Source organism: Mediterraneibacter sp. ICN-202921 (assembly GCF_037890075.1).
Classification (GTDB): domain Bacteria; phylum Bacillota; class Clostridia; order Lachnospirales; family Lachnospiraceae; genus Mediterraneibacter; species Mediterraneibacter massiliensis.
Window position 1 is genome coordinate 65,107 of record NZ_JBBKBE010000007.1, and the last position, 23,403, is coordinate 88,509.

The 23,403-nt window shown below is 42.3% G+C and carries 19 protein-coding genes; 14 read left to right on the forward strand and 5 right to left on the reverse strand.

Annotation, left to right across the window (positions count from 1 at the left end; translation table 11 throughout):
* Window positions 1–17 precede the first annotated feature (17 nt).
* From WKT01_RS07840 to WKT01_RS07850, 3 genes are all read right to left on the reverse strand, one after another.
* Window positions 18–1,370: a GntP family permease gene (locus WKT01_RS07840; RefSeq protein WP_270395012.1), complete on the reverse strand. Its 1,353-nt coding sequence runs from the start codon at window positions 1,368–1,370 to the stop codon at window positions 18–20.
* Window positions 1,371–1,490: 120 nt separating this feature from the next.
* Window positions 1,491–3,002, reverse strand: a complete 1,512-nt coding sequence (locus WKT01_RS07845; protein ID WP_340311919.1) for an FGGY-family carbohydrate kinase — start codon at window positions 3,000–3,002, stop codon at window positions 1,491–1,493.
* A gap of 50 nt (window positions 3,003–3,052) precedes the next feature.
* Complete coding sequence (locus WKT01_RS07850; RefSeq protein WP_059066467.1) at window positions 3,053–3,910, reverse strand: MurR/RpiR family transcriptional regulator; 858 nt, start codon at window positions 3,908–3,910, stop codon at window positions 3,053–3,055.
* A 425-nt stretch (window positions 3,911–4,335) separates the two neighbouring features.
* Between WKT01_RS07850 and WKT01_RS07855 the strand changes: the two genes are divergently transcribed.
* A complete protein-coding gene (locus WKT01_RS07855) occupies window positions 4,336–5,301 on the forward strand; it encodes a 2-keto-3-deoxygluconate permease (RefSeq protein ID WP_059066468.1) in 966 nt (321 codons plus the stop codon).
* A 55-nt stretch (window positions 5,302–5,356) separates the two neighbouring features.
* Window positions 5,357–6,514, forward strand: coding sequence for an amidohydrolase family protein (locus tag WKT01_RS07860; protein WP_059066469.1), 1,158 nt, complete (start codon window positions 5,357–5,359; stop codon window positions 6,512–6,514).
* A gap of 296 nt (window positions 6,515–6,810) precedes the next feature.
* Here the strand turns inward: WKT01_RS07860 and WKT01_RS07865 are convergent, their stop codons facing one another.
* Window positions 6,811–7,677 carry an MFS transporter gene (locus WKT01_RS07865; RefSeq protein ID WP_117974527.1) on the reverse strand — a complete coding sequence of 289 codons (867 nt, stop codon included), beginning with the start codon at window positions 7,675–7,677 and terminating at the stop codon, window positions 6,811–6,813.
* 282 nt (window positions 7,678–7,959) lie between these two features.
* On the opposite strand from WKT01_RS07865, the gene WKT01_RS13750 reads away from it, so the two are divergent.
* From WKT01_RS13750 to WKT01_RS07900, 8 genes are all read left to right on the forward strand, one after another.
* Window positions 7,960–8,310 (forward strand): HAD hydrolase family protein, encoded by a 351-nt coding sequence (locus WKT01_RS13750; RefSeq protein WP_445299688.1) that lies wholly within the window; start codon window positions 7,960–7,962, stop codon window positions 8,308–8,310.
* Between the two features lie 155 nt (window positions 8,311–8,465).
* On the forward strand, window positions 8,466–8,567 hold the full coding sequence (locus tag WKT01_RS13755) for an HAD family hydrolase (protein WP_331481478.1): 102 nt from the start codon (window positions 8,466–8,468) through the stop codon (window positions 8,565–8,567).
* A 117-nt stretch (window positions 8,568–8,684) separates the two neighbouring features.
* Window positions 8,685–8,924 carry a hypothetical protein gene (locus WKT01_RS07875; protein ID WP_059066472.1) on the forward strand — a complete coding sequence of 80 codons (240 nt, stop codon included), beginning with the start codon at window positions 8,685–8,687 and terminating at the stop codon, window positions 8,922–8,924.
* Window positions 8,925–9,096: 172 nt separating this feature from the next.
* On the forward strand, window positions 9,097–12,570 hold the full coding sequence (locus tag WKT01_RS07880; protein WP_117974533.1) for a DNA polymerase III subunit alpha: 3,474 nt from the start codon (window positions 9,097–9,099) through the stop codon (window positions 12,568–12,570).
* Between the two features lie 125 nt (window positions 12,571–12,695).
* The gene (gene pfkA / locus WKT01_RS07885) at window positions 12,696–13,727 is read left to right on the forward strand and encodes a 6-phosphofructokinase (RefSeq protein ID WP_059066474.1); all 1,032 of its coding nucleotides are present in this window, start codon (window positions 12,696–12,698) and stop codon (window positions 13,725–13,727) included.
* A gap of 20 nt (window positions 13,728–13,747) precedes the next feature.
* Entirely contained in the window at window positions 13,748–14,569 is an 822-nt protein-coding gene (gene murI, locus WKT01_RS07890) for a glutamate racemase (RefSeq protein WP_205408518.1), read from the forward strand.
* A 3-nt stretch (window positions 14,570–14,572) separates the two neighbouring features.
* On the forward strand, window positions 14,573–15,040 hold the full coding sequence (locus WKT01_RS07895) for a DUF1934 domain-containing protein (protein WP_059066476.1): 468 nt from the start codon (window positions 14,573–14,575) through the stop codon (window positions 15,038–15,040).
* 352 nt (window positions 15,041–15,392) lie between these two features.
* Window positions 15,393–16,070 carry a GIY-YIG nuclease family protein gene (locus WKT01_RS07900; protein ID WP_059066477.1) on the forward strand — a complete coding sequence of 226 codons (678 nt, stop codon included), beginning with the start codon at window positions 15,393–15,395 and terminating at the stop codon, window positions 16,068–16,070.
* A 111-nt stretch (window positions 16,071–16,181) separates the two neighbouring features.
* Here the strand turns inward: WKT01_RS07900 and WKT01_RS07905 are convergent, their stop codons facing one another.
* Window positions 16,182–17,279 (reverse strand): glycerol dehydrogenase, encoded by a 1,098-nt coding sequence (locus WKT01_RS07905; protein ID WP_340311923.1) that lies wholly within the window; start codon window positions 17,277–17,279, stop codon window positions 16,182–16,184.
* Window positions 17,280–17,568: 289 nt separating this feature from the next.
* Between WKT01_RS07905 and WKT01_RS07910 the strand changes: the two genes are divergently transcribed.
* The 4 genes from WKT01_RS07910 (at window position 17,569) to WKT01_RS07925 (ending at window position 23,386) form a co-directional block, all read left to right on the forward strand.
* Window positions 17,569–20,790, forward strand: a complete 3,222-nt coding sequence (locus WKT01_RS07910) for a UvrD-helicase domain-containing protein (protein ID WP_340311924.1) — start codon at window positions 17,569–17,571, stop codon at window positions 20,788–20,790.
* Window positions 20,765–21,511 (forward strand): YkgJ family cysteine cluster protein, encoded by a 747-nt coding sequence (locus tag WKT01_RS07915; protein WP_117974538.1) that lies wholly within the window; start codon window positions 20,765–20,767, stop codon window positions 21,509–21,511. Before WKT01_RS07910 ends, WKT01_RS07915 begins: the two co-directional genes overlap by 26 nt.
* A gap of 104 nt (window positions 21,512–21,615) precedes the next feature.
* Entirely contained in the window at window positions 21,616–22,470 is an 855-nt protein-coding gene (locus WKT01_RS07920) for a YARHG domain-containing protein (protein ID WP_059066481.1), read from the forward strand.
* An 82-nt stretch (window positions 22,471–22,552) separates the two neighbouring features.
* On the forward strand, window positions 22,553–23,386 hold the full coding sequence (locus tag WKT01_RS07925) for an N-acetylmuramoyl-L-alanine amidase (protein ID WP_340311925.1): 834 nt from the start codon (window positions 22,553–22,555) through the stop codon (window positions 23,384–23,386).
* Window positions 23,387–23,403 lie beyond the last annotated feature (17 nt).

Sequence of the window (23,403 nt, forward strand, 5' to 3'; positions counted from 1 at the left end):
CCTAACTTTATCATCTATTATGTTAACGGCATTAATGTAGCTCCGATTAAGCAAAGAATAAATGCCATTCCATTTAAAGTAACTGTATTTAATGTATATGTTTTAAATCCGCCAGTAACACTTGCCCCTGACATATTAGTTACAACCCAAAAACCGGAATCGTTTACATGTCCTATAAAATTACCTCCTGCCAATGCGGCAATCGCTATATACACGGGATGACATCCAGCTGATCCGGCTACAGATGCCATAATTGTCATCGCGGTAATTGAAGCGACTGTTCCTGACCCTTGAGCCACTCTGAACAAAACGCCAATTAAGAATGTTACACACAAAATTAAAATGGTTGATGTTTCCCCTTCTGTTAAGCCGGAGACAAGTACTTCTCCTATATTTGTTGCTTGGATAACAGATCCAAATGCTCCGCCGGCACCGGTAATAAGAAGAACAACGCCGGCTTGTTTCAATGACTTGCTTACAGAATCTCCAATGGAAGATAAGCCCATTCTCTTAACAAGAATTAAATAAGCAGCTAATAGTCCCACCAAAATAGCAATAGTCTTTTGCGCAAAGAAGGATACTAAAGCCGGTGCCTCATTTCCGGTTACAACTGGCCAAAAAGATCCAATTAAAATACATATTACGGGAAGAATAATTGGAATAAAGGCACTCCATGGTGAAGGCAGATTTTTGTCATCATTATTTGTTACCGTTATTTCTAACATACCCGTTTCATCTTTTTCGACATTCCAAAATTTGGGACGGTCCAGCAGTTTAAACCAGATAAACATTGCTACCATAGCAGAAAGAAGTCCTACGAGCATTCCCACAACTATAATATAAGATAAATCAAATCCCAAAATGCTTGCCGACGCCAAAGGGTTAGGAGTTGGCGGCACAAATGTTTGTGAACTTACTCCGCCTATCGCGATAGCTCCTGCGAAATAAGGCAATGGTTTTTTGGTTTTTTTGGCAACCGCTATTCCTAATGGGATTAAAATAACAAATGTTACATCAAAAAAGACTGGAATTGAAAGTAAAAATGCTGTAATACCTAAAGCCCAGGGTGCTTTCTTTCCTGGAAAGATTTTTAATATAAACCTTGCCAAAGATTCTGCAGCTCCGGAATCTTCTAATATTTGACCCATCATAATTCCAAATCCTATTGGAAAACCAATTCCTGTCATAAGGTTTCCAAAACCACTATTAATTGACTCTACAGTACCAACTAATCCCAGTTTACATGATAATCCCATATAAAGACTTGCAATAACCATGGAAATAGTCGGATTTACTTTAAATTTCAATATTAATATTAAAATGATCGCAATCGATACAATTAAATTAATGGTTAAAAATCCAGCACTCATTATACATACCTCCTCATGTTGTATTAACACACAATCAAGAAAGTATCATAAATCATCTGTTCACTCATTTTATATGTTTCATATTAAAATAAAATTTGACAAATATTTACATTCATTTTATTATGATAGAGTGCGGCTAGAGATTTTATGATTCACTTTCTTTAGTCCCTCATATATATCCTGATATTCAGATGCTCTTACCCCATATTCATTTAGCATCTGTTTATCAGGATAAAAAATTCTTTTTACATGTATCATATTACTTATTGCTTCTTTAAAATCTTTATAATATCCCTTTGCTACCGCTCCTATTATAGCTGCACCTAGCGATGCTGTCTCATCTGTTTGCAGTGTGACGATTTTTTTGTTAAATATATTAGCCTTTATTTGCACCCATTTGGCGGTTTTAGCTCCTCCACCTATCATTCGAATCTCGTTTATTGGGCAATCCGTTGATTTTTCTATGACTGCTAAATTCATTTTCATTTCATATGCCAAGGATTCTAAGACAGCTCGTGTAATATCTTGCTTCGTGTGTCCTACTCTCAAGCCTATAATTGCTCCTAATGATTTTGGATCATTATATGGTGTACCAGCTCCTTCTAAATGCGGAAGGACATAAATATCCGATGGAGTGTCTGTAGATTCTTCTATCATTTGTGTATATACATCTTTTCCATCTGCTGCACTTTTGCAATATAAAGTATTCTTATACCATTTTAAGAACAATCCGCCATTAATATTCATTCCCATCGTAATATAATTCGTATTATCTACATGACGATAGCAAGACAAACCATTCTTTTGCATTTCATGTTTCAATGTGACTTGAGGGAGAACTGTTACCATTGCATCAACCGTTCCGCATGCATCCATTAACATGCCTGGTTTTACAACTCCACTTCCAAGTGCTCCACATGCTTGATCATGCCCTCCAATCACAACTTCACAACGAGTGTCCAAACCACATAATTCTCTAACTTCTCTTGTCAGACTTCCTACAATAGTTATTGATGATACGGGGGTTGATAACTTGCTCTCACTAATATCGGCTGCGTCTAATACTGTTTTATTCCATTCAGGTTTCTCTACAGACAGCATCATGGTTCTGCCAGCCATTGAATAATCAATGTACGGACCTTCACCGGTTAACTTAAATGCGATATAATCTTGTACACAACAAAATTTCCATGCTCGATTATAGATATCAGGTTCATTTTGTTTGTGCCACATTATCTTATTAACTGTGTAAATTGAGCTAAAAGCATTTCCTGTTTGTTTATACAATTCGTTTTCCTCAAAATGCTCTTTCCAAAACATATATTGAGGTACAGTACGATTGTCCATTGTCACTATAATATTGTACAATGGTCGTCCTTCCTTATCGATAGGAAGCACAGCTTGTGCCTGCGATGAAATTGTAATGGTTTCCACTGACGCTTTTGAATCGTGAATCGCTTTCTTTATTGCGGCAAGCACTTTATCTGCATAATCATAAGGATTAAGTTCTGCCCATCCCGTTTTAGGTGTTATTAATTCACATTCATAACGTGCGCATGAAAGAAGAGTTCCCTGTTCATCATAAACTGCCGCCTTTATGCTTGAAGTTCCTAAATCAATTCCACAAAACATATCTATCACCCTCTTTCTACTTTTATAATAAAATTTTGTTATTTCACCTCCTATATTTTTGTTGAGTCAAGAGCTTTTCTCGTTTTTACGATGTTGTTATAAGCTTCATCGTATTTTTTAAATGCAACACCTACATATAACATATCAACAATAGCTAATTCGGCAATTCGTGATGAGAGTGCATCACTATTAAATGCAGTTTCGCTTGATGATGTATAAAGCACGATGTCTGCTTTTTTCACTATTGGAGATTTTCCATAATTCGTAATTGCAATAGTTTTAGCGCCTGCCTGTCGGGCAATATCCAATGCTGTCAAAATATCTTTAGAGGCACCTGAATGGGATATCGCGATCACGACTGATCTTTTATTCAGCACTGATGCCGCCATTGCCTGAAGATTGCTATCAGTAAAAGCCAAAGCTAAATAGCCTATTTTAATAAACTTATGCTGACAATCTAATGCAATGCTTCCAGATCCTCCTATACCAAAAAAAAGCAATTGTTCACTTTCTCGGATCATATTGATGGCACATTCTATCGCATCTTGATCTAAAATCTCATGTGTTGCCTTTAATGACTGAATATCAGACTCTATAATTTTATCTACTATAGCAGAAATAGTATCTGTTTTTGCCAGTCTGCTGTAAATTTGCTGCTCAGGTTCGATCGTTTCCTGCGCAATGCTGATTTTCATTGCCTGATATCCCTTGTACCCCAATTTTTGAGCAAATCTTACAATTGATACTTTGCTAACACCACAAGTTTCTGCCGCTTCATCAATAGACATATGGATAATCTCTTTTTTGTTTTTTTCAATAAACTCGTAAATCTTTTTTTCATTCTCCTTTGTGATACTAGAAAGCACTCCACGAATTCTAACTTGGTAACTTGCATTTATTTGGGTCATCGCTCTTCCTCCTTTAACCAGATTATACATGATTTGAAATATATTTTCAATATATTTTTTAAATAATGAAATTTTTATTCAAACCTGCATGCTATATTTACTGTCTGTAAAATTTTATGAGTACATAATATTAATTGTTATAACAAATTTTTAAATGAAGCAAGTGGATGTTGTGAAAATAGAAAGCAGGCAGAAATGTTGCAACAAATACAACGAAATGCAGCAATTGTGCAGCACAACAGGAGATACTTTTAAAATCAAGTTTTAAACAGCTGGTAAAAAGTGCATAAACAGAAGGTTTTACTGATACACAGCAGAGAGTTCCGGAAAAAATAAATTGGCATGAAGTTTGCTTATACATTATATAACAAAACATATGCTGCGCGGCTGTGAAAATATAGTAGGACGAAAGAGAGGTAAAGGATATGAAGATATGTGCGACAATGAAGAAATTTCCAGGAGGGATGATGGTAATTCCATTGTTGATCGGATGTCTGGTTAATACATTTATTCCGCAGTGTCTGGAGATCGGAGGATTTACGACGGCATTATTTAAGAGTGGACAAGCGACGCTGGTAGGGCTGTTTATCTTCTGCAGCGGGGCTACAATCAATGTGAGACAGGTAGGAATGCCGCTTTATAAAGGTGTGGTACTGACTGCTCTGAAGCTGGCCATTGGCGTGCTTATAGGGTATTTGTTGAATATGGCATTTGGGCCGGCGGGAATACTGGGGCTGACGCCATTTGCAGCAATTTCGGCGATCACGAACTCGAATGGAGCAATCTATACTGCATTGGCAAAGGAATTTGGTGATGACACAGATATGGGAGCGATCGCGGTATTGTCTTTGAATGACGGACCATTTCTTACTATGATTGCATTAGGGACCACAGGGCTTGCGTCCATTCCTGTTATCGACATTGTAGCGGCCATCATACCGCTTATCATAGGGATGATACTTGGAAATCTAGATTCGGATTTCAGAGAACTTCTTTCCAAAGGTTTAAATATGATACTTCCAGTTAATGGTTTTGTATTCGGAGCAAATATGAGCTTGATCACGATTGCCAAGGCAGGGGTACCGGGAATTATTCTAGGGATTATTACAGTTCTTTCAACGGGAGTACTCACGTATTTTATTTACAGCGCCATCAGAAGAAAACCTGACCCTATGGGAATGGCAATTGGAACAGTAGGCGGTAATGCAGTTGCGACACCTGCTGCTGTAGCTGCGGTAGATACGAGCCTTGAACCATATGCGGCATCCGCCACAGCACAGATAGCGGCATCTGTCGTTATTACAGCCATTCTGACTCCTTTGCTGACTGGTTTCGTAGCAAGGCGAAGCCAGAAAAAATTACAAAAGAAGGCAGAACAAAAGAACGAGTAAGTGTAAATCATATACGGATTAAAATAACGTTACATGAGGAAGAAGGAGGATGAAGATGGAACAGTATATAGTAAAAGCAAAGAATATAATAGCAGGACGTAAGCTACAAGTACTTCAAAATGCGGCCGTAGAAGTGAAAGATGGAAAGATCGAAGAAATTTATGAGTCGGAGACACAGATACCGGAAGAACTCAAAGACAAAGTGACGGATTTGGGAGACGTTACCTTGATGCCGGGGATGATCGACTGCCACAACCATCTTGCTCTTGATACTCGTTTAGAAAATCATCTCATAAAAATGAATGACTGCGAATGTGAACAGACGATCCGGGCATTGAAGACCATGAAAGACGATCTGGAGGCGGGTGTGACAACGTCCAGATGTATGGGAGACAGATACTATATAGATGTCACCTGCAAAAAAGCGCAGCAGGATGGAAGAATAGCAGGGCCGAAACTGGTCGTAAGCGGAATCGGAATGCGGGCGTCACACGGACACGGGTATGTGGGAATGCCTTTTGACGGACCAGAACAGTTCAGAAAGCAGGCAAGAGAAAATATTGCACATGGAGTCGATTTTTTGAAAGTTTTTACGACCAAGGTTATCAATGCGACGCCGTTTATTTATCATTTTATGAGTCCGGAAGAACTTAAAGCGGTTGTACAGGAGGCAAAGAGTGTAGGAATTACGACTGCCTGTCACTGTTCAGGAGGGCAGGGGCTGGAAGATTGTCTGGAAGCAGGTATTGACTGTCTGGAACATGTGTATTATATCACGCCCGAGCAGGTAGAAAGAGTAAAAAAAGCAGACAAATGGGTGGTATATACGCCAAGCTATGCTTTAAATGATACCTTATTGTTTAAGTTTTCGCCTCAGGGTAGAGAAGGAAGTCTGAAAGAAAAAGAAATTATCTGTCGCTGTCTTGAGGGAGCTATTTCGGGTGGATTAAAGTTTGGGATTGGAACAGACGGAATTCATACAGGTCTTCCCCAAGAAGCAGAATATATTGCTTCTTTAGGCGCATCGAATGAGCAGGTTCTTGCCGGTATTACAGTGAATGCAGCAAAGCTGTGCGGTGTGGATGATAAGACAGGGGCGATTGAAAAAGGTCTAGCAGCAGATTTTGTGGTACTTGCAGGAAATCCACTGAAGGATATAAGTGCATTAAAACAGGTAAGATCTGTATACCAGGATGGGAAGAAGATACGGTAGAAAAAAGATATTTAAAATGTAAGATTTTGGAGAAATGGCGTTTGCTCTTTATAAAGGAGTGAACGCCATTTTTTGTGAGATATACTGTTTTGTCTTGATGACAATTTTAAATTAAATTCAATACAGCTTTTTTCTGTGTCTTAGTATTAGGGTACAGCTTACCTCTTTCTTAACTGATAATAGAAAAATTAGTCTTCTCTTTCAATATTGAGTTCAGTTCGAAAGGCTCTGATTGATAATTTGTTGGAAAGATAAAACAAAAATGTTAATATTACAGCAATAACAGCATAAATAAACTATGCGGCACGATAACTGCCGGTTATATCGAAAATTCCAGCGCAAAGAGGAATTCCGAAAGAACTTCCGAGGAATAGGATAGTTGTGAATAAGCTGACATTTGCAGCATAATCAATTCTGCCAAATATGCGCTGTGTTGTAAATGTTGGCAGGATTACAAGTTCAGCAGTTACGATACCAAATAATACGCTTGGAACAAAAGCACTTATATCCCCGAGGCATAATGCGAGTGAAACGAAAGCTACAGCACATATAACACCACATACGATAATGGATTTAGAACTTCCAAGGCGATCAAAGACATTTCCAAGCATAATTTTGGCTACGAGTCCAATGATCATAACAAGGGAGTATAAAGCAGCAGCTTTCTCGGCAGAGATCCCTTCAGAAGTCCAATATGTTACAAGTTGCTGAGATGTACCAGATACAATTAATCCAATCAAAAAGATACCAACTGTATAGAGCCAAAACCAGGATTTTTTCATGGCATCTCTGCGCATAAAACCGGTAGGTTGTATCTCAGCCTCTGTCTTACCAGCAGTGCCATAAGGTTTTTGTCCAATGTCTTCTGGTTTTAGACGAATTAAAAGTATTGTAATACATACGATGACTATGATAGATATAGCAAGAATACGATAACTTGCGCGCCATCCAAATTCAATAATCAACTTCGATACAATAGGAGAAAGCAGGGAAGTGATTAAGCTGGACCCGGTATAGGCGATTCCGGTCATAGTTCCACGTTTGTCATAAAACCAGTTAGAAAGTAATAAATTCATTGGAATTGTTCCAAATAATCCAGAAGAGGCACCGGCAAGAATTCCGCCAATATAGAAAAACCATACATTAGGAGCCGATGAATAGATTAAATGTGCACAAGCTTAAACCAATGACAGAAGAGGATATCAGAGAGATATTGAACAATTGTTGCAAATAGAAGAAAGAGTCGGAATCTAGTGTCTGTTTCACATACGTCTGGAATTTTACAAGATAAAAAGTGGGGTATTGCTGTAGATTTGAGCAATACCCCATTCTATACAGGGAAAAGAAGGAATAAAATGAGAGATAAAATAAGAATGGTAGGATGAGATTTAGATGGTACACTGTTGAACGGCGAAAAGAAGCTGACATCTTATACACGGAAGATTTTGGATAGAGCAATAGCAAAAGGAACGGAGATAGTGATTGTAACGGGACGAAATTGGGAAGAGGTACCGGAAGATATTAAAAATTTTTCGGGAATACATTATATGATCACTGCGAATGGTGCCAGAATTACAGAAGTAGAGACAAATAAAATATTGGGGAACATTTACTGTCCTATAAGAAAGCAAAAAAAGCATTGGAAATGGTCCAAAAATACCAGTCTATACAGGATCTATATTATAAGGGGGAAGGTTATGTTTCGGAAAAACAATATTGGGAAATCGAAGAATATTATCAGGACCCGAAAATATGTCAGTATCTGCGCGCGACAAGAAAACGGGTACCGGATTTAATTGCCTTTTTGGAAGAAAAAAGATGTGAACTCGATAAAGTGGAAATTTTATTTAAGAGAAAAGAAGAAAAAGAACAAGCATGGCAGGAACTGAAGACTATAAAAGGAATTCGTCTTCTTAGCCTGCCGCAATTTAATAATATAGAAGTCAATGATATGGAGAATGCAGTCAAAGAAGTAAAAGCTGCCTCAGATTATGTTACAGATAGTAATGAAGAAGAAGGGGCGGCTAAAGCAATAGAAAAATTTGTTCTGTAATATACTTGCAATCCCTTTCAAATAGGGTATAATAGCAATATAGGCGTAGTGGCAGAAAGTGTTTGCCTTGTACAGCGCCGAGTAAAACCCAATGAAAATATGAAAGGAGTTTAAGAAATGAAAGTACAAAATATTACAGACATAGACGCGTTCTTTAAGGTAGTAGATTCTTGCAAGGGAAGAGTAGAGTTGGTAACAGGAGAGGGAGACAGACTGAATCTGAAGTCCAAACTTTCCCAGTATGTATCTATGGCGAATATCTTTTCTAATGGTGAGATTCCGGAACTGGAAATAATCGCATATGAAAAAGAAGATACAGATAAATTGATCAATTTTATGTTAAACGGCGGACAATAGAAGTACGCGTTAACAGGAAAAGGCTGGTTCGGTTTTTGAAGCAGGTATGTTATAAGGGCAGTTCCCCGACGGGACCGCCCTTTTTGTATCGTAGGATCTAAACGGGGAAAAGGAGTTTGCTTTTTCGTACTCCCGGATGATCTGAGTCAGGAAGAATGGCAAGGGGTGAAACATGAATTTTACACATTTACATGTCCATACAGAGTATAGTCTGCTGGATGGTTCTAATAAGATAAAAGAATATGTAGCCAGAGTCAAAGAGTTGGGGATGGACAGCGCTGCGATTACAGATCATGGTGTGATGTACGGTGTGATCGATTTTTACAGAGAAGCGAAAAAGCAAGGCATTAATCCCATACTTGGGTGCGAAGTCTATGTGGCGCCGGGTTCCAGGTTTGACAGAGAAATTTCCGGTGGAGAGGACAGATATTATCATCTGGTACTATTGGCGGAAAATAATACGGGATATGCAAACTTGATGAAGATTGTTTCGAAAGGCTTTGTGGAGGGATATTATTATAAGCCCCGTGTAGATAAACATCTGCTGCGCGAATACAGCGAGGGGATCATTGCCTTAAGTGCCTGCCTGGCGGGGGAAGTACAGCGCTATCTGACTAAGGGGCTGTATGAAGAAGCCAAAAAAGCGGCGTTTGAATACAAGGAAATTTTCGGAGAGGGAAATTATTTCCTAGAACTGCAGGATCATGGAATACCGGAGCAGAAAATGGTAAACCAGCGTCTGCTGAAAATGTCAGAAGAGCTGGGGATCGAATTGGTAGCGACAAATGATGTCCACTATACCTATGCGGACGATGCACAATCCCATGATATCCTTCTGTGCATACAGACGGGGAAGAAGCTGGCTGATGAGAACCGGATGCGCTACGAAGGCGGACAATATTATGTGAAATCTCCGGAAGAGATGCGTGCCTTGTTTCCCTATGCCGTACAGGCGTTGGAAAATACGCAGAAGATTGCAGACAGGTGCCATGTGACGATCGAGTTCGGAGTGACAAAACTCCCCAAATATGATGTGCCGGATGGATACACGTCCTGGGAATATTTGCAGAAACTTTGTTATGAAGGGCTGGAAAAGCATTATGCGGATCCTTCAGAGGCATTGAAAGAGCGTCTGCAGTATGAGTTGACTACCATAAAAAATATGGGGTATGTTGATTATTTTCTGATCGTGTGGGATTTTATCAAATATGCTAAAGATCATGGCATCGCGGTGGGACCTGGCAGGGGAAGCGCGGCAGGAAGTATTGTGTCTTACTGTCTGGAGATCACGACGATCGATCCGATCAAATATCAGCTCTTGTTTGAACGTTTTTTAAATCCGGAGCGGGTATCCATGCCGGATATAGACGTGGATTTTTGTTACGAGCGCAGACAGGAAGTCATTGACTATGTGGTGCGAAAATATGGCAAAGACCGGGTCGTTCAGATCGTTACATTCGGTACTCTTGCCGCACGGGGCGTGATCCGTGACGTAGGCAGAGTGATGGATCTTCCGTATGCGTTTGTAGACACGATAGCCAAAATGATCCCTACAGAATTGAATATCACGATTGACAAGGCACTGCGGGGAAATCCGGAATTAAAAAGAACATACGAGAGTGATGAACAAGTCAAATATCTGATCGATATGGCAAAACGTCTGGAAGGACTTCCTAGGCACAGTTCCATGCATGCGGCAGGCGTTGTGATCTGTCAGAAGGATGCGGATGAATATGTGCCTCTTTCCCGTGCTTCAGACGGAACGATCACGACGCAGTTTACGATGACAACGCTGGAAGAACTGGGACTTCTCAAGATGGATTTCTTAGGGCTTAGAACGCTTACAGTTATCCAGAATGCAGTGCAGATGGCGAGGGCGAAGACGCCCGATCTGGATATGACGAAAATCGATTACAATGACGCAGATGTATTAGAGTATATCGGAACAGGCAAGACAGATGGGATCTTCCAGCTGGAAAGCGGGGGGATGAAAGGGTTTATGAAAGAATTAAAGCCCCATAGCCTGGAAGATATCATTGCCGGGATTTCTTTGTACCGCCCGGGACCTATGGACTTTATCCCACAGTATATCAAGGGGAAAAACGACGCGTCGTCGATCACTTATGATTGTCCGCAGTTGGAGCCAATCCTGGAACCTACCTATGGCTGCATCGTATATCAGGAACAGGTCATGCAGATCGTGCGGGATCTGGCTGGTTATACATTGGGAAGAAGTGATCTTCTCCGTCGTGCGATGTCAAAGAAAAAAGGGGACGTGATGCAGAAAGAACGCCAGATCTTCGTACATGGTGATGAAGAGACGAACGTGCCGGGCTGTATCAAAAATGGGATAGATGAAAAGACGGCGAATAAGATTTATGACGAAATGATCGATTTCGCGAAATATGCTTTTAATAAATCTCATGCTGCCGCGTATGCGGTTGTAGCATATCAGACGGCATATTTGAAATATTATTATCCGGTGGAATTTATGGCGGCTCTTATGACATCGGTGATTGAAAATCCTTCTAAAGTGGCAGAATATATTTATGCATGCCGGCAAATGAATATCCAGATACTTCCGCCGGATATCAACCAGGGAATTGCGCGTTTTTCCGTGGACGGAGGAAATATCCGATATGGGCTGGCGGCGATCAAAAGTATCGGAAAACCGGTGATCGAACTGATAGAGCAAGAAAGAAAAGAGTTTGGATCTTTTAAAAATCTGGAAAACTTTATCAGCCGTATGTCGATAAAAGAGACATTGAATAAGAAGGTCATTGAAAACTTTATTAAGTCTGGGGCTTTAGATTGCCTCGGAGGAACGAGAAAGCAGTTCATGAGTATCTATATACAGATCATGGAGCACGTCAGTCAGGAGAAAAAGTATGCTATGACAGGCCAGATGACTCTGTTTGATCTAGTAGATGAGGAGCAGAAGAGTGAATTTGAGATCAAACTGCCGGATGTAGGAGAGTATACAAAGGAAAATCTGCTCGCCTTTGAAAAAGAAGTGCTCGGAATCTATATCAGCGGTCACCCATTGGAAGAGTATGAAGAAAAGTGGAAAAAAGTAATTTCTGCAACCACATTGGATTTTCAGCCGGATGAGGAGACTGGAAGGACAAAAGTACACGATGGGGAGAAGGAGATCATTGGAGGGATGATCACAGACAAAACAGTGAAACATACGAAGACAAACCAGATGATGGCATTCGTCACGGTAGAAGATCTGCTGGGGACGGTAGAAGTCGTAGTTTTTCCTCGTGATTATGAGAAAAATAGAGAATATCTGGAAATAGATAATAAGGTCTTTATACGCGGGAGAGTGTCAGAGGAGGACGAGCGTGCCAGTAAGTTGATCTGTGAGAAAGTGATCCCTTTTGAAAAAACAAAGAAGGAACTCTGGATCCAGTTCCCCGACAAAGCGTCTTATCTGGAAAATGAACAGATCGTCTACGGATATCTGGCTGATACAGAAGGAGAAGATGAAGTGGTGATCTATTGTGCGAAAGAGCGTGCTGTGAAACGTCTGCCTAAAAATCGTAACATTCAGATCAGTCAGGAAATCTTAGGGAGACTGATGAACCATTATGGCGAAAACAGAATAAAAGTGGTAGAAAAAGCTATTGAAAACCATTTCTAAATGGGGTAGAATATTACCCAAAGTGTTAAAAAATAATCAATGAAGCCAATGTATATAGACAAAGGCTGCTTTTAAAGCAAAAAAATGGGTTTAGGTTATTATTTTGGGAAAGGTGGAATTGAAACATGGCAGAGACAAAAGAAAACAAAACAGCAGCGGATAAGGCAAGAATGTTGGATGAGATCGAAGACAGGATCCGTACCATCGGCGTATTGACAAGTGGGGGAGATGCGCCGGGGATGAATGCAGCTATCCGCGCGGTAGTCAGAACAGCGTTGGCAAGAGGTCTCAAGGTACGTGGTATCCGCAGAGGCTATCATGGGCTTTTAAAAGAAGAAATCATCGATCTGTCTGCCCGTGATGTTTCCGATACGATCCAGCGAGGAGGAACGATCCTGCAGACAGCCAGATGTCAGTCTATGAGAACAGAAGAAGGGCAGCAGAAAGCCGCGGCAATCTGTAAAAAATACGGGATTGGCGGATTAGTCGTTATTGGAGGTGACGGCTCTTTCGCAGGTGCGCAGAAGCTGGCAAATCTTGGGGTAAATACGATCGGGATCCCGGGGACGATTGATCTGGATATCGCATGTACAGATTATACGATCGGCTTTGATACAGCTGTTAATACGGCGATGGAAGCCATTGATAAAGTGCGTGATACATCCACTTCTCACGAGAGATGCAGTATCATTGAAGTTATGGGAAGAGATGCGGGATACCTTGCATTGTGGTGTGGGATCGCAAACGGTGCAGAGAGGATCCTTATGCCGGAAGAGAAAGATTTTAATGAAGAAGAATTGATCGCTGATATTATGGAAAATAAAAAACGCGGCAAAAAGAATTATATCATCATCAATGCAGAAGGCATTGGAGATTCTATTAATATGGCAAAAAGGATTGAGGATGCAACCGGGATCGAGACGAGAGCAACGATCCTCGGACACATGCAGCGCGGCGGAAGCCCTACATGTAAAGACCGAGTGTACGCGTCTACAATGGGCGCCATGGCGGTGGATCTTCTGTGCCAGGGAAAGAGCAACCGTGTGGTAGGCTACAGAAATGGACAATTCGTGGATTTTGATATGGAAGAGGCGCTGGCCATGAAAAAGAATATTCCAGAATATCAGTATGAGATTTCAAAAGTATTGGCAATCTAGGAGAGAAAAATAAAGTGAAGGTGACAGGAAAGAAGGCGGCGCCGATCGGTGTATTTGATTCCGGAGTCGGCGGCCTGACGGTAATGCGGGAAATCTCCCGTCAGCTGCCCAGTGAGAATATTATATATTTTGGAGATACGGCGCGTGTGCCTTATGGGAGCAAATCCCAAAATAATGTGATCCGTTTTTCAGAACAAATCATCCGTTTCTTAAAGGCGAAACAAGTAAAAGCCATCGTGATCGCCTGCAATACAGCTAGTGCGCTTGCGTTGGAAACAGTGCAGAAAGAGTTTGATATTCCCATTATGGGGGTGGTGATCCCAGGAGCTCGCGCGGCAGTTGAAGCGACACAGAACCGGAAGGTAGGCGTTGTAGGGACAGATGCGACGGTGCAGAGCCGGATGTATACGAGGATCATCCACGAGATGGCGCCGGATATTACGGTATTAGAAAAAGCATGTCCGCTATTTGTTCCGCTTGTGGAGGAAGGCTTTAAAGAACACGTTGTGACAGAAGAAGTTATAGAGTACTATCTGACTTCTATGCGAAATACGGAGATCGACGCCATGATCTTAGGGTGTACGCACTATCCGCTGCTTCGCTCTAAAATTCGCGCTTTTATGGGAGAGAAGATACAGATTGTAAATCCGGCCTATGAAACGGCTATGGATCTGAAAAAACTTTTGAAAGAGTCGGGATTGGAAAATGACGGAACGACAGAAGAATGCAGACATTATGAGTTTTATGTCAGCGACGCGGCAGAAAAGTTCCGAAAATTTGCCAATACGGTGATGCCGTTTGATGTCCCGACGACAAATGTAGTAAATATTGAGGAATATTAAGATATGACAAAAGATGTAATCGTAAGTATTTCTGGTCTTCATATGGATATGATGTCCACTGCGTTCAAAGACGAGGAAGATGCAATTGAAGTTGTAACTCCGGCAAATTATTACTGTAGGAACGGAAAACACTATATCCTCTATGATGAAGTGCTGGAAGGTATGGCGGGAACGATTAAAAATAAAATAAAAATCACCGGTACGGACAGCCTGGAGATTATGAAAACAGGCGTGTCCAACACGCATATGGTTTTTGAGAGAAATAAGAAAAACCTTACTTATTACCGTACTCCATATGGTCAGATGCTGGTGGGAGTCAATACCCGCGATATGGAAATTAAAGTGACAGATGAAAAAATAGATATATTCGTAGATTATGAGCTGGATGTCAATCATGAGCCAATGGCAGACTGCCGGATTAAAATGAATATCATGCCTAAAGAAAGTAAAGATTTCTCCGTGTTGAGTTAAGAGAGCACGGAGAAATCTTTTTTTCATAGGAAATTACTCTGTAATGTTTCTATGAGAGAAAAATGTTCTGCAAGGATCACGTTGCAGCGTAGAGGTATTGCATTAGTTGAAATGAAGAGGATATAATAGAAAAGATTTGTGATAAGTGTTTGTATATGGACACAAATACCATAGCGTATATAAAAAATTAGAAAAACAGCATGCCAGAAAGTGCGGTTTCTTCTGAAAAATAGATTCTTGTACAGAAGCCCTTTTGCATGTTAGAATATAAAAAAGATATTGCAAAAGTTTTCTTTCCTCCGGGGATTGGCGTATGATCTGCTGTCGGAAAGAAACGTGAGGGAGATTTCAGATGGCAAAAGGCTTTGTTTATATACTTACCAACCCTTGCCTTGATGGATGGGTTAAAATTGGCATGACAGAACGCAATGATATTGAGAGCAGGCTGCGCGAGCTGAACGCGCCGCCCAACATCCCTCTTTCGTATCGCTGCTATGCTGTCTATGAAGTGGAAGATCCACTGGAGGTAGAAAGAAGAATACATAGTATTATTGACAGAGTAGATGATTCTTTGCACGCAAGGGAGCATCTGGAAAACGGCAGAGTCAGGATACGTGAGTTTTTCAAGATCTCCCCGGAAACGGCCTATGGCATATTTAAGGATATAGCAAGTTTGCGTGGAGATACAGATAAGCTGCAATTATATACACCGACTTTAGAACAATCGCAGGAACAGGAAATAGCAGAGAGAAAGACAAAGCGCTCCAACAATTCATTTAAGCTGCTGAATATCGCTGTTGGGGAAGAAATTTTCTTTTTGTATGATGAACAGGTCGCGGCAAAGGTGGTAAATGACAGAAACCAGATCGAATATGAGGGCGCAAGGTATTCTGTTACCGCTCTGGCTCGTAAGCTGTTGATCGAGAAACATGGATGGTCTGAAAATTTACATGTCAATGGTTGGATGTATTTTATAAAAGACGGGATTTCTTTAAGCGATTTGCGTGATCGTATAGAGAATACAGAGTAAAATTCAGCGTGAAGCCGATATTTCAAATGAAAGATCAGCCTCACGCTGTTGCTTTTTCCTGACGGAAGTCAGTTTGCCATTTGCATTTTATCCTAAGAAGAAATCCAGGTATTATTCTCCTAAGAAATATCTGCCGTAGGCGTCAGCCGCTTTAATGGCAGCACATACGGAATCTGGAGTTACAGGGAAAGGCATATTGTGCAGGGTATCATTCTCGGCACATGCCGCTTCTGCGACTTGCATGAGCTTTTCGTCTGTGACTTCTGTGATACCTAATTCTTTTAATGTGACCGGAAGTCCCAGTTCGATGCACCAGTCGATGATGTCTTCCAATTCCTCAGCAGGGATATTTTCCAGGACAAGCTGTGTGATCGTGCCAAAGGCTACTTTTTCACCGTGATACATATGGTGACATTCCTCCAGCACAGTGAAACCGTTGTGGATCGCATGAGCTCCGGCAAGACCGCCGCTCTCAAAACCAATGCCGCTTAATAGTGTGTTGGCTTCGATGACTTTTTCTACTGCGGGAGTTAAAGCGCCGGTTTCCAGTGCGAGTTTTGCCTTTATGCCTTCTTCCATGAGCGTGTCAAAACAAAGCTTTGCCAATGCGATCGCGGCGGAAGTGATCTGCCCACCGGCACATGTTGTAGCGCTGCTTGCCTGACAAGCCCTTGCCTCAAAGTAGGTTGCGAGTGCGTCTCCCATGCCGGATACTGTCAGTCGGACAGGAGATTTTGCAATGATGTCGGTATCCATAAGCACCATATTTGGATTCGCCGGAAGGAAGAGATATTCTTCAAATACACCGTCATCTGTATAGATCACAGAAAGCGCGCTGCAAGGTGCATCTGTAGAAGCGATCGTAGGACAGATCAGCACAGGCAGGGATTTATAATAGGCGACAGCTTTGGCTGTGTCCAGAATTTTCCCTCCACCGATACCAATGACCATATCACAGTTTTCTTTTTCAACAATAGCTGTTAGTCGGTTGATCTCATTTTTACTGCACTCTCCGTTGAAATAGTCAAATACGATCTGTGCGCTGCTGTCTTTAAAACCTGCCTCTACTGTGCCGCCGCATCTTTTGTATCCGGAAGCAGTGATGAGGATCAATGCCTTTTTGCCGTATTTTTCAGCGTATGCTCCCAGTTTTTTCAGTTCTCCTGCACCCTGCACATATTTGCTGGGGCTGATTAAAATATTTGCCATAACAGGCCCTCCTTTGTGGACAAAATAAGCTTTCTGAGAAAAGGATCGAGATTGCTTATATTGTCATTTTTATAACAATGATTTTATTTTAATCCCCGCTTGCTCTGCTGTCAAGCGGCAGTGAATTGCTATGCAGGATAAATCTGCATAGTAAGCGGGTCTGCAGCAAAATCAGAAGCTGAACGTGTAGGACAACATGTAGGATAAAGAGAAAAATGATATACACAAAAAAGAAAAATAGTTTATAATAAGAACAGGATTTTATCCATACAGGAGAGAAGGAAATAAGATGTTGATTGCTGATCTGCATATACATTCCAGATATTCCCGTGCTACCAGCAGGGAGTGTACGCCGGAACACTTGGAACTATGGGCAAGGAAAAAGGGGATACAGATTGTCGGAAGCGGCGACTTTACACATCCGGCATGGCGGGAAGAATTAAAAGAGAAGTTAAAACCTGCGGAAGATGGAATGTATGTATTAAAAAAGGAGTACCGGCTTCTGGATGACGCAGCGACAGACGCCTTTGAGCCGCGGTTTGTGATCACTGGAGAGATCAGTTCGATCTATAAAAAGAACGGGCGTGTGCGCAAGGTACATAGTCTGCTTATACTGCCGGGATTGGAGGCGGCGGAAAAAATAGCGGAAAAGTTGGAGGAGATTGGAAATATCCATTCTGACGGCAGACCCATACTGGGTGTAGACTGCCGAGATTTATTGGAAATTGTCTTGGAGATCTGTCCCAATGCGATGTATGTTCCAGCTCACATATGGACACCGCATTTTTCATTGTTCGGAGCATTTTCCGGGTTTGATACAGTGGAGGAATGCTTTGAAGATTTGTCTGCCCATATCCATGCGATGGAGACCGGTCTGTCCTCTGATCCGCCGATGAACTGGAGGATTTCCGCATTAGACGGGTATCAGCTCCTTTCGAATTCGGACGCGCATTCTCCCGCAAAGCTGGGAAGAGAGGCAAATATGCTGGATATAGAGTTGTCTTATGCGGGGTTGTATAAGGCAATCCAGCAAGGAGAAGGTCTGGTCGGAACAATCGAATTTTTCCCGGAAGAGGGGAAATATCATATGGATGGGCACCGGAAATGTAATTTGTGTCTTACTCCTTTGGAGACGGAGAAATATAAGGGGATCTGCCCGGTATGCGGAAGGAAGATCACGATCGGAGTTTCGCATAGAGTAGAGCAGCTGGCAGACCGTGCGGAAGGATTTATAAAAGAAGGAGCAAAGCCTTTTGAAAGTCTTGTGCCGCTTCCGGAAGTAATCGGAGCGTCCATGGGATACTCTGCGGCAAGTGTGAAAGTGCAGAAAGAATATCAGCATATGCTGCATTGTCTTGGACCGGAGTTTGAGATCTTGCGGACGATCCCGGCAGAGGAGATCATGCGAGTATCGGGACGGCGGCTTGCAGAGGGGATTAAACGGCTGCGAAGCGGCAAGGTAGAGAGGATTCCGGGATTCGATGGAGAATATGGGACGATACAGCTTTTTGATGCACGGGAAATAGAAGAACTGGATGGACAGATGAATTTTTTTGACACTCTTGGCATTGGATCGGAAAAGCCAAGAAGAGAGCGGATGACGCCTGTGAAGGCAGATAAAAACGGCAGAAAAGCAGAGCCAGAAACGATACAGGCACAGACGATACCGGCAGATAGGACAAAAGGGCTGAACTCTAAGCAGAAGAAAGCTGTAGAAACGTCGGGAAGAGATATTGCCGTGTCGGCAGGACCGGGCACAGGGAAAACAAAAACCTTAGTTTCCAGGATCGTCTATCTGTTAAAGAACAGAAAAGTAAAACCGTCGGAGATCACAGCTGTGACATTTACTAATCTTGCGGCAGCACAGTTATATGAAAGAGTACAGAAAGAGATGGGGAAAAACAGGCGCCTTTCTCATTTACAGATCGGAACCTTTCATGCAGTGTGTCTTACGCTTCTAAAAGAACAGGGAATGGAATTTACACTGATCGACAGAGCGGAGGCGCAAGAAATCGCTGAACAGGTATTAGAGGCACAGACATATCCGATGTCGGCTCGTGAATTTTTGGAAGCAGTCTCCAGACAGAAGGCTGGTATAGAGCAGCGCGTGACAGAAGAGGAAGAATGGCAGGCAGTATATAAGAGTTATGCGGAGGAACTTGAGAACAGGCGGCTTTTGGATTTTGACGACTTACTTGTAAAGACAGTGGAGAAGATACGAAGTAAAGAGATGGTTCCGGGATGGGAAAAAAGGTTTTCTTATCTGTTGATCGATGAATTTCAGGATATGAATCCTATACAGATGGAATTGATGTGGCTATGGAGAAGTGCGGGCAGAGAACTATTCGTGATCGGAGACGCGGATCAGTCGATCTATGGATTTCGGGGCGCAGATGCAGGCTGTTTTGAGAGGCTTAAGAAGGCAATGCCAGATGTATGTGTGATAGAACTGGAAGAAAATTATCGGTCATCTCCTGAAATCTTATCGGCAGCATTTGCGGTTATTTCGGAAAATCCAGGCGGCAGACAGGCGCTGCGCGCAAATTGCCCTTCCAATATCCCGGCGCGTCTTGTCCATGCGCAGTCCGATATGGCAGAAGCGATTTTTATCGCAAAGGAGATCGGAAGCCTTACAGGAGGGCTTGGTATGTTAGAAGCGCAGAGGCATGCGGAACATAGGCAGGAGAGAAAAGTGAGGGGGTTTGATGAGATTGTGGTACTTTACCGTACGCACAGACAGGCGCAGCTTTTGGAAACCTGTCTGAAAAAGGAAGGGATTCCTTATATTGTAGCAGGAAGAGAAAGTTTTCTTGAAGAAGAAAATGTGCAGGGAAGTATCCAGTTTTTTAGATATATACAGAATCGTGAGAATCTATGTGCCAAGGAGCAAAGCCTTGCCTGGCTGTGGAAATTGGAGAATTCTGTGTTGTCTGAGGAGATCGTGGATAAGACGGCACAGAGATTTGCCTCGCTTTATGCGCAGAAATCTCCACAGGAGTTTATACAGCTCTGGATAGAGGAGATGGGGCTTGTGGAGAATGCAGCTATGAAAAAACTGGCCAAGATGGCTGTGTTCTATGATAAAATGGATGATCTTATGCAGGCGCTGACTTTTGGCGTGGAGAGTGATCTAAGACGCTGTGGTGATAAAGAGTACAGCGCCGGCGCTGTTACGCTTATGACCTTACATGGCGCGAAGGGGTTGGAATTTCCGGCGGTATTTATCTGCGGAGTGAAAAAAGGGTGTATTCCGCTGGAAAACGGAAAATATCCTGTAGATGTAGAAGAAGAGAGACGTCTGCTCTATGTGGGAATGACAAGAGCAAAAGAGGAATTGATCCTCACATTTGCAGAGGAAGAGTCTGGATTTTTAAAAATACTTGATCCAGGTATGCTTAAAAAAGAAGAGGCAGTCAGACGCAGAAAAGAAATCGGTTATCAGCAGTTAAGTCTGGCCTTGCCCGGTGGAGAAAGTGAGGGGAACAATGAAAAGACAGGTGGAATTGTCTGAGATTTCAGATGGAAGGCTCTATACGGCCAATGACATGGTAAGGGCAGACTGCCGGGGATGTGAAGGCTGTTCTGCATGTTGCCGCGCAATGGGAACGTCGGTCGTATTGGATCCGCTGGATATCCATAGGTTGTGCAGAGGACTGCATGTTAGCTTTGCGCAGCTTCTGGAGACTGGTGTAGAGCTGCATGTAGTGGATGGGCTGGTCCTTCCAAATCTGAAAATGACAGGGGAGACAGAGGCGTGTACATATTTGGATGCACAGGGCAGATGCAGTATACATGCGTTCAGACCGGGTATATGCAGGCTGTTTCCTCTGGGACGCTACTATGAAGAAGATGGATTTAAGTATTTTCTGCAAATACATGAATGTAAAAAGGGTATGCGGGGCAAGGTAAAAGTGAAAAAGTGGCTGGAGACGGAACAGATAAAAGACTATGAGTCATATATTTTTAAATGGCACAATTTTTGTCTGGCATGTGAACAGGCACTGCAAACATTGGATGAAGAAAATGCCAGGATCTTGACGCTGTATATCCTGCGGACATTTTATCAGACGCCTTACGGGCAGCAGGACCTAAAGGAAATGCCTATAGACGGCGGTTTCTATCCTGAATTTGAAGAAAGGCTCAAAGAGACGGAAAGGAAACTGGGGCTGTCAGCACAGGTAAATAGGATGAACTTAGGGCAGGACAAGAAAAAATCACCCGGGAGATCCTAAGCAAAAGAAAATTGCAAAATATACTCGAATTGTCTCGTGTAATATGAGACAATAGATGTATATGGTATAGCAGCATTTAAAGAAGGAGTAGGAGGAACAATCAGATGAAATGTCCAAATTGTGGCAGTAAAGTAACAGAAGGATCTGCGTTTTGTGAGAATTGCGGAGCAAAGATCCCGCCAAAAGAAAGCAAAAAGAAAGAGAAAGGGAGTTTTTGTCCTTTCTGCGGTGCATGGAATGAAGGAGACGACCGGTTCTGCGCAGAATGTGGAAGGGATCTGGCAGAGATAGAAGATGAGATACAAGATTTTCAGGAAGAACAAGTTACAGGAAAAGGCGGAAAGAAAAAATCGCGCGGTCCGTTGATTGCCGTAATCTGTATCCTTGCGGCGTTTATCATAATCGCCGGCGTGGGCGGCGGTGTGTATTATGTACACATGAAGCAGGAAAAAGCAGCTGAAGAAGAACGTAAAGAAAAAGAGGCGAGGGAAGCGGAAGAAAAGAAAGAACAGGAAGAAAAAGAGAAAGCGGAGAAAGAAGCAGAGGAAAAAGCGGCTGAAGAAAAGGCGGAGAAAGAAGCAGAAGAAAAGGCAAAGGAAGAACAGGAAAAGAAAGATAAGACGAAAGATAAAAAAGAGACGGCGGACAGATTGGAAGCAGACTATATCTTGCCGGATAGTTCTACGAAATTGCTGACCCAGTCTGACATTTCTGATCTGACATTACAGGAGCTTAATTATGCCAAAAATGAAATTTTTGCCCGCTATGGAAGAAAATTTAGCTCTCCGGAACTGCAGGAATATTTTAATAGTAAGAGCTGGTATCACGGCACTATCAGTCCGGAAGAATTTGACGCGAATTATGCGGATTCTTTGAGCGAGACGGAGAAGAAAAATATAGAACTTTTGAAAAGTGCAGAGTATGCAAAGGATGCAAACGGTTACCAACTGGATCAGTAAGAAGTAAAAAGCGGCAGTATGGGAAAGAGGGAAGGAAAAGACAGTGGAAGTAAGAAGAAAACGGAGAATAAGGGGAGGCATTTTGTGTGCGGTATTGTGTGCTTCCCTTGTGCTCTTTGGATGCCATAAAGCAGAAGAAACTTCTGAAAAGGAGAAGGAAGAAGAACAGCAAAGGGAAGCAGAACAAAAGGCGGCGCAGGAGGAAGCGCGCAGAAAGGCGCGAGAGGAAGAACAGGAGAAAGCAGAACAAGCCAGAAAAGAAGCGGAAGAAGCAGCAAAGAAAAAAGGAATCACGATCGTTATAGATCCAGGGCATTCCAGTGTGGTAGAAGAAAAGCAGGAACCGGTGGGACCTGGCGCGCAAGAGTATAAGGCGGGAGACACATATGGAACAAGCGGCATCAGCACAGGTATGCCGGAATATGAACTTACGCTTGCTTTGGCGCAGCAGCTGAAGGCGGAATTGGAAAACAGAGGGTACACGATTGTGATGACACGGGAAAACAATGAAGAACCGCGAAGCTGTGTGGAAAGAGCAGAGATCATGAATAATGCCGGAGCTTCTGCATGTGTACGTATACATGCCAATGGTTCGGAGGATACATCGGTACAGGGAGCGATGACGATCTGTACGACACCGGATAATCCATATGTACCGCAGTTATATCAGTCTTCCAGGTATTTGTCAGACTGTGTACTTAACCATCTGGTAAATGCAACCGGATGTATCAGTCAGGGGGTATGGGAGACAGATACTATGAGTGGAAATAACTGGAGCCAGATACCGGTTACAATCGTAGAGGTAGGGTATATGACGAATCCAGATGAAGACATGCGTATGTCACAGCCGGATTACCAGGCACAGATCATACAAGGAATCGCAGACGGAGTCGAAGAATTCGCAAATACTATTTGAAGATGATAAAAGGAGGA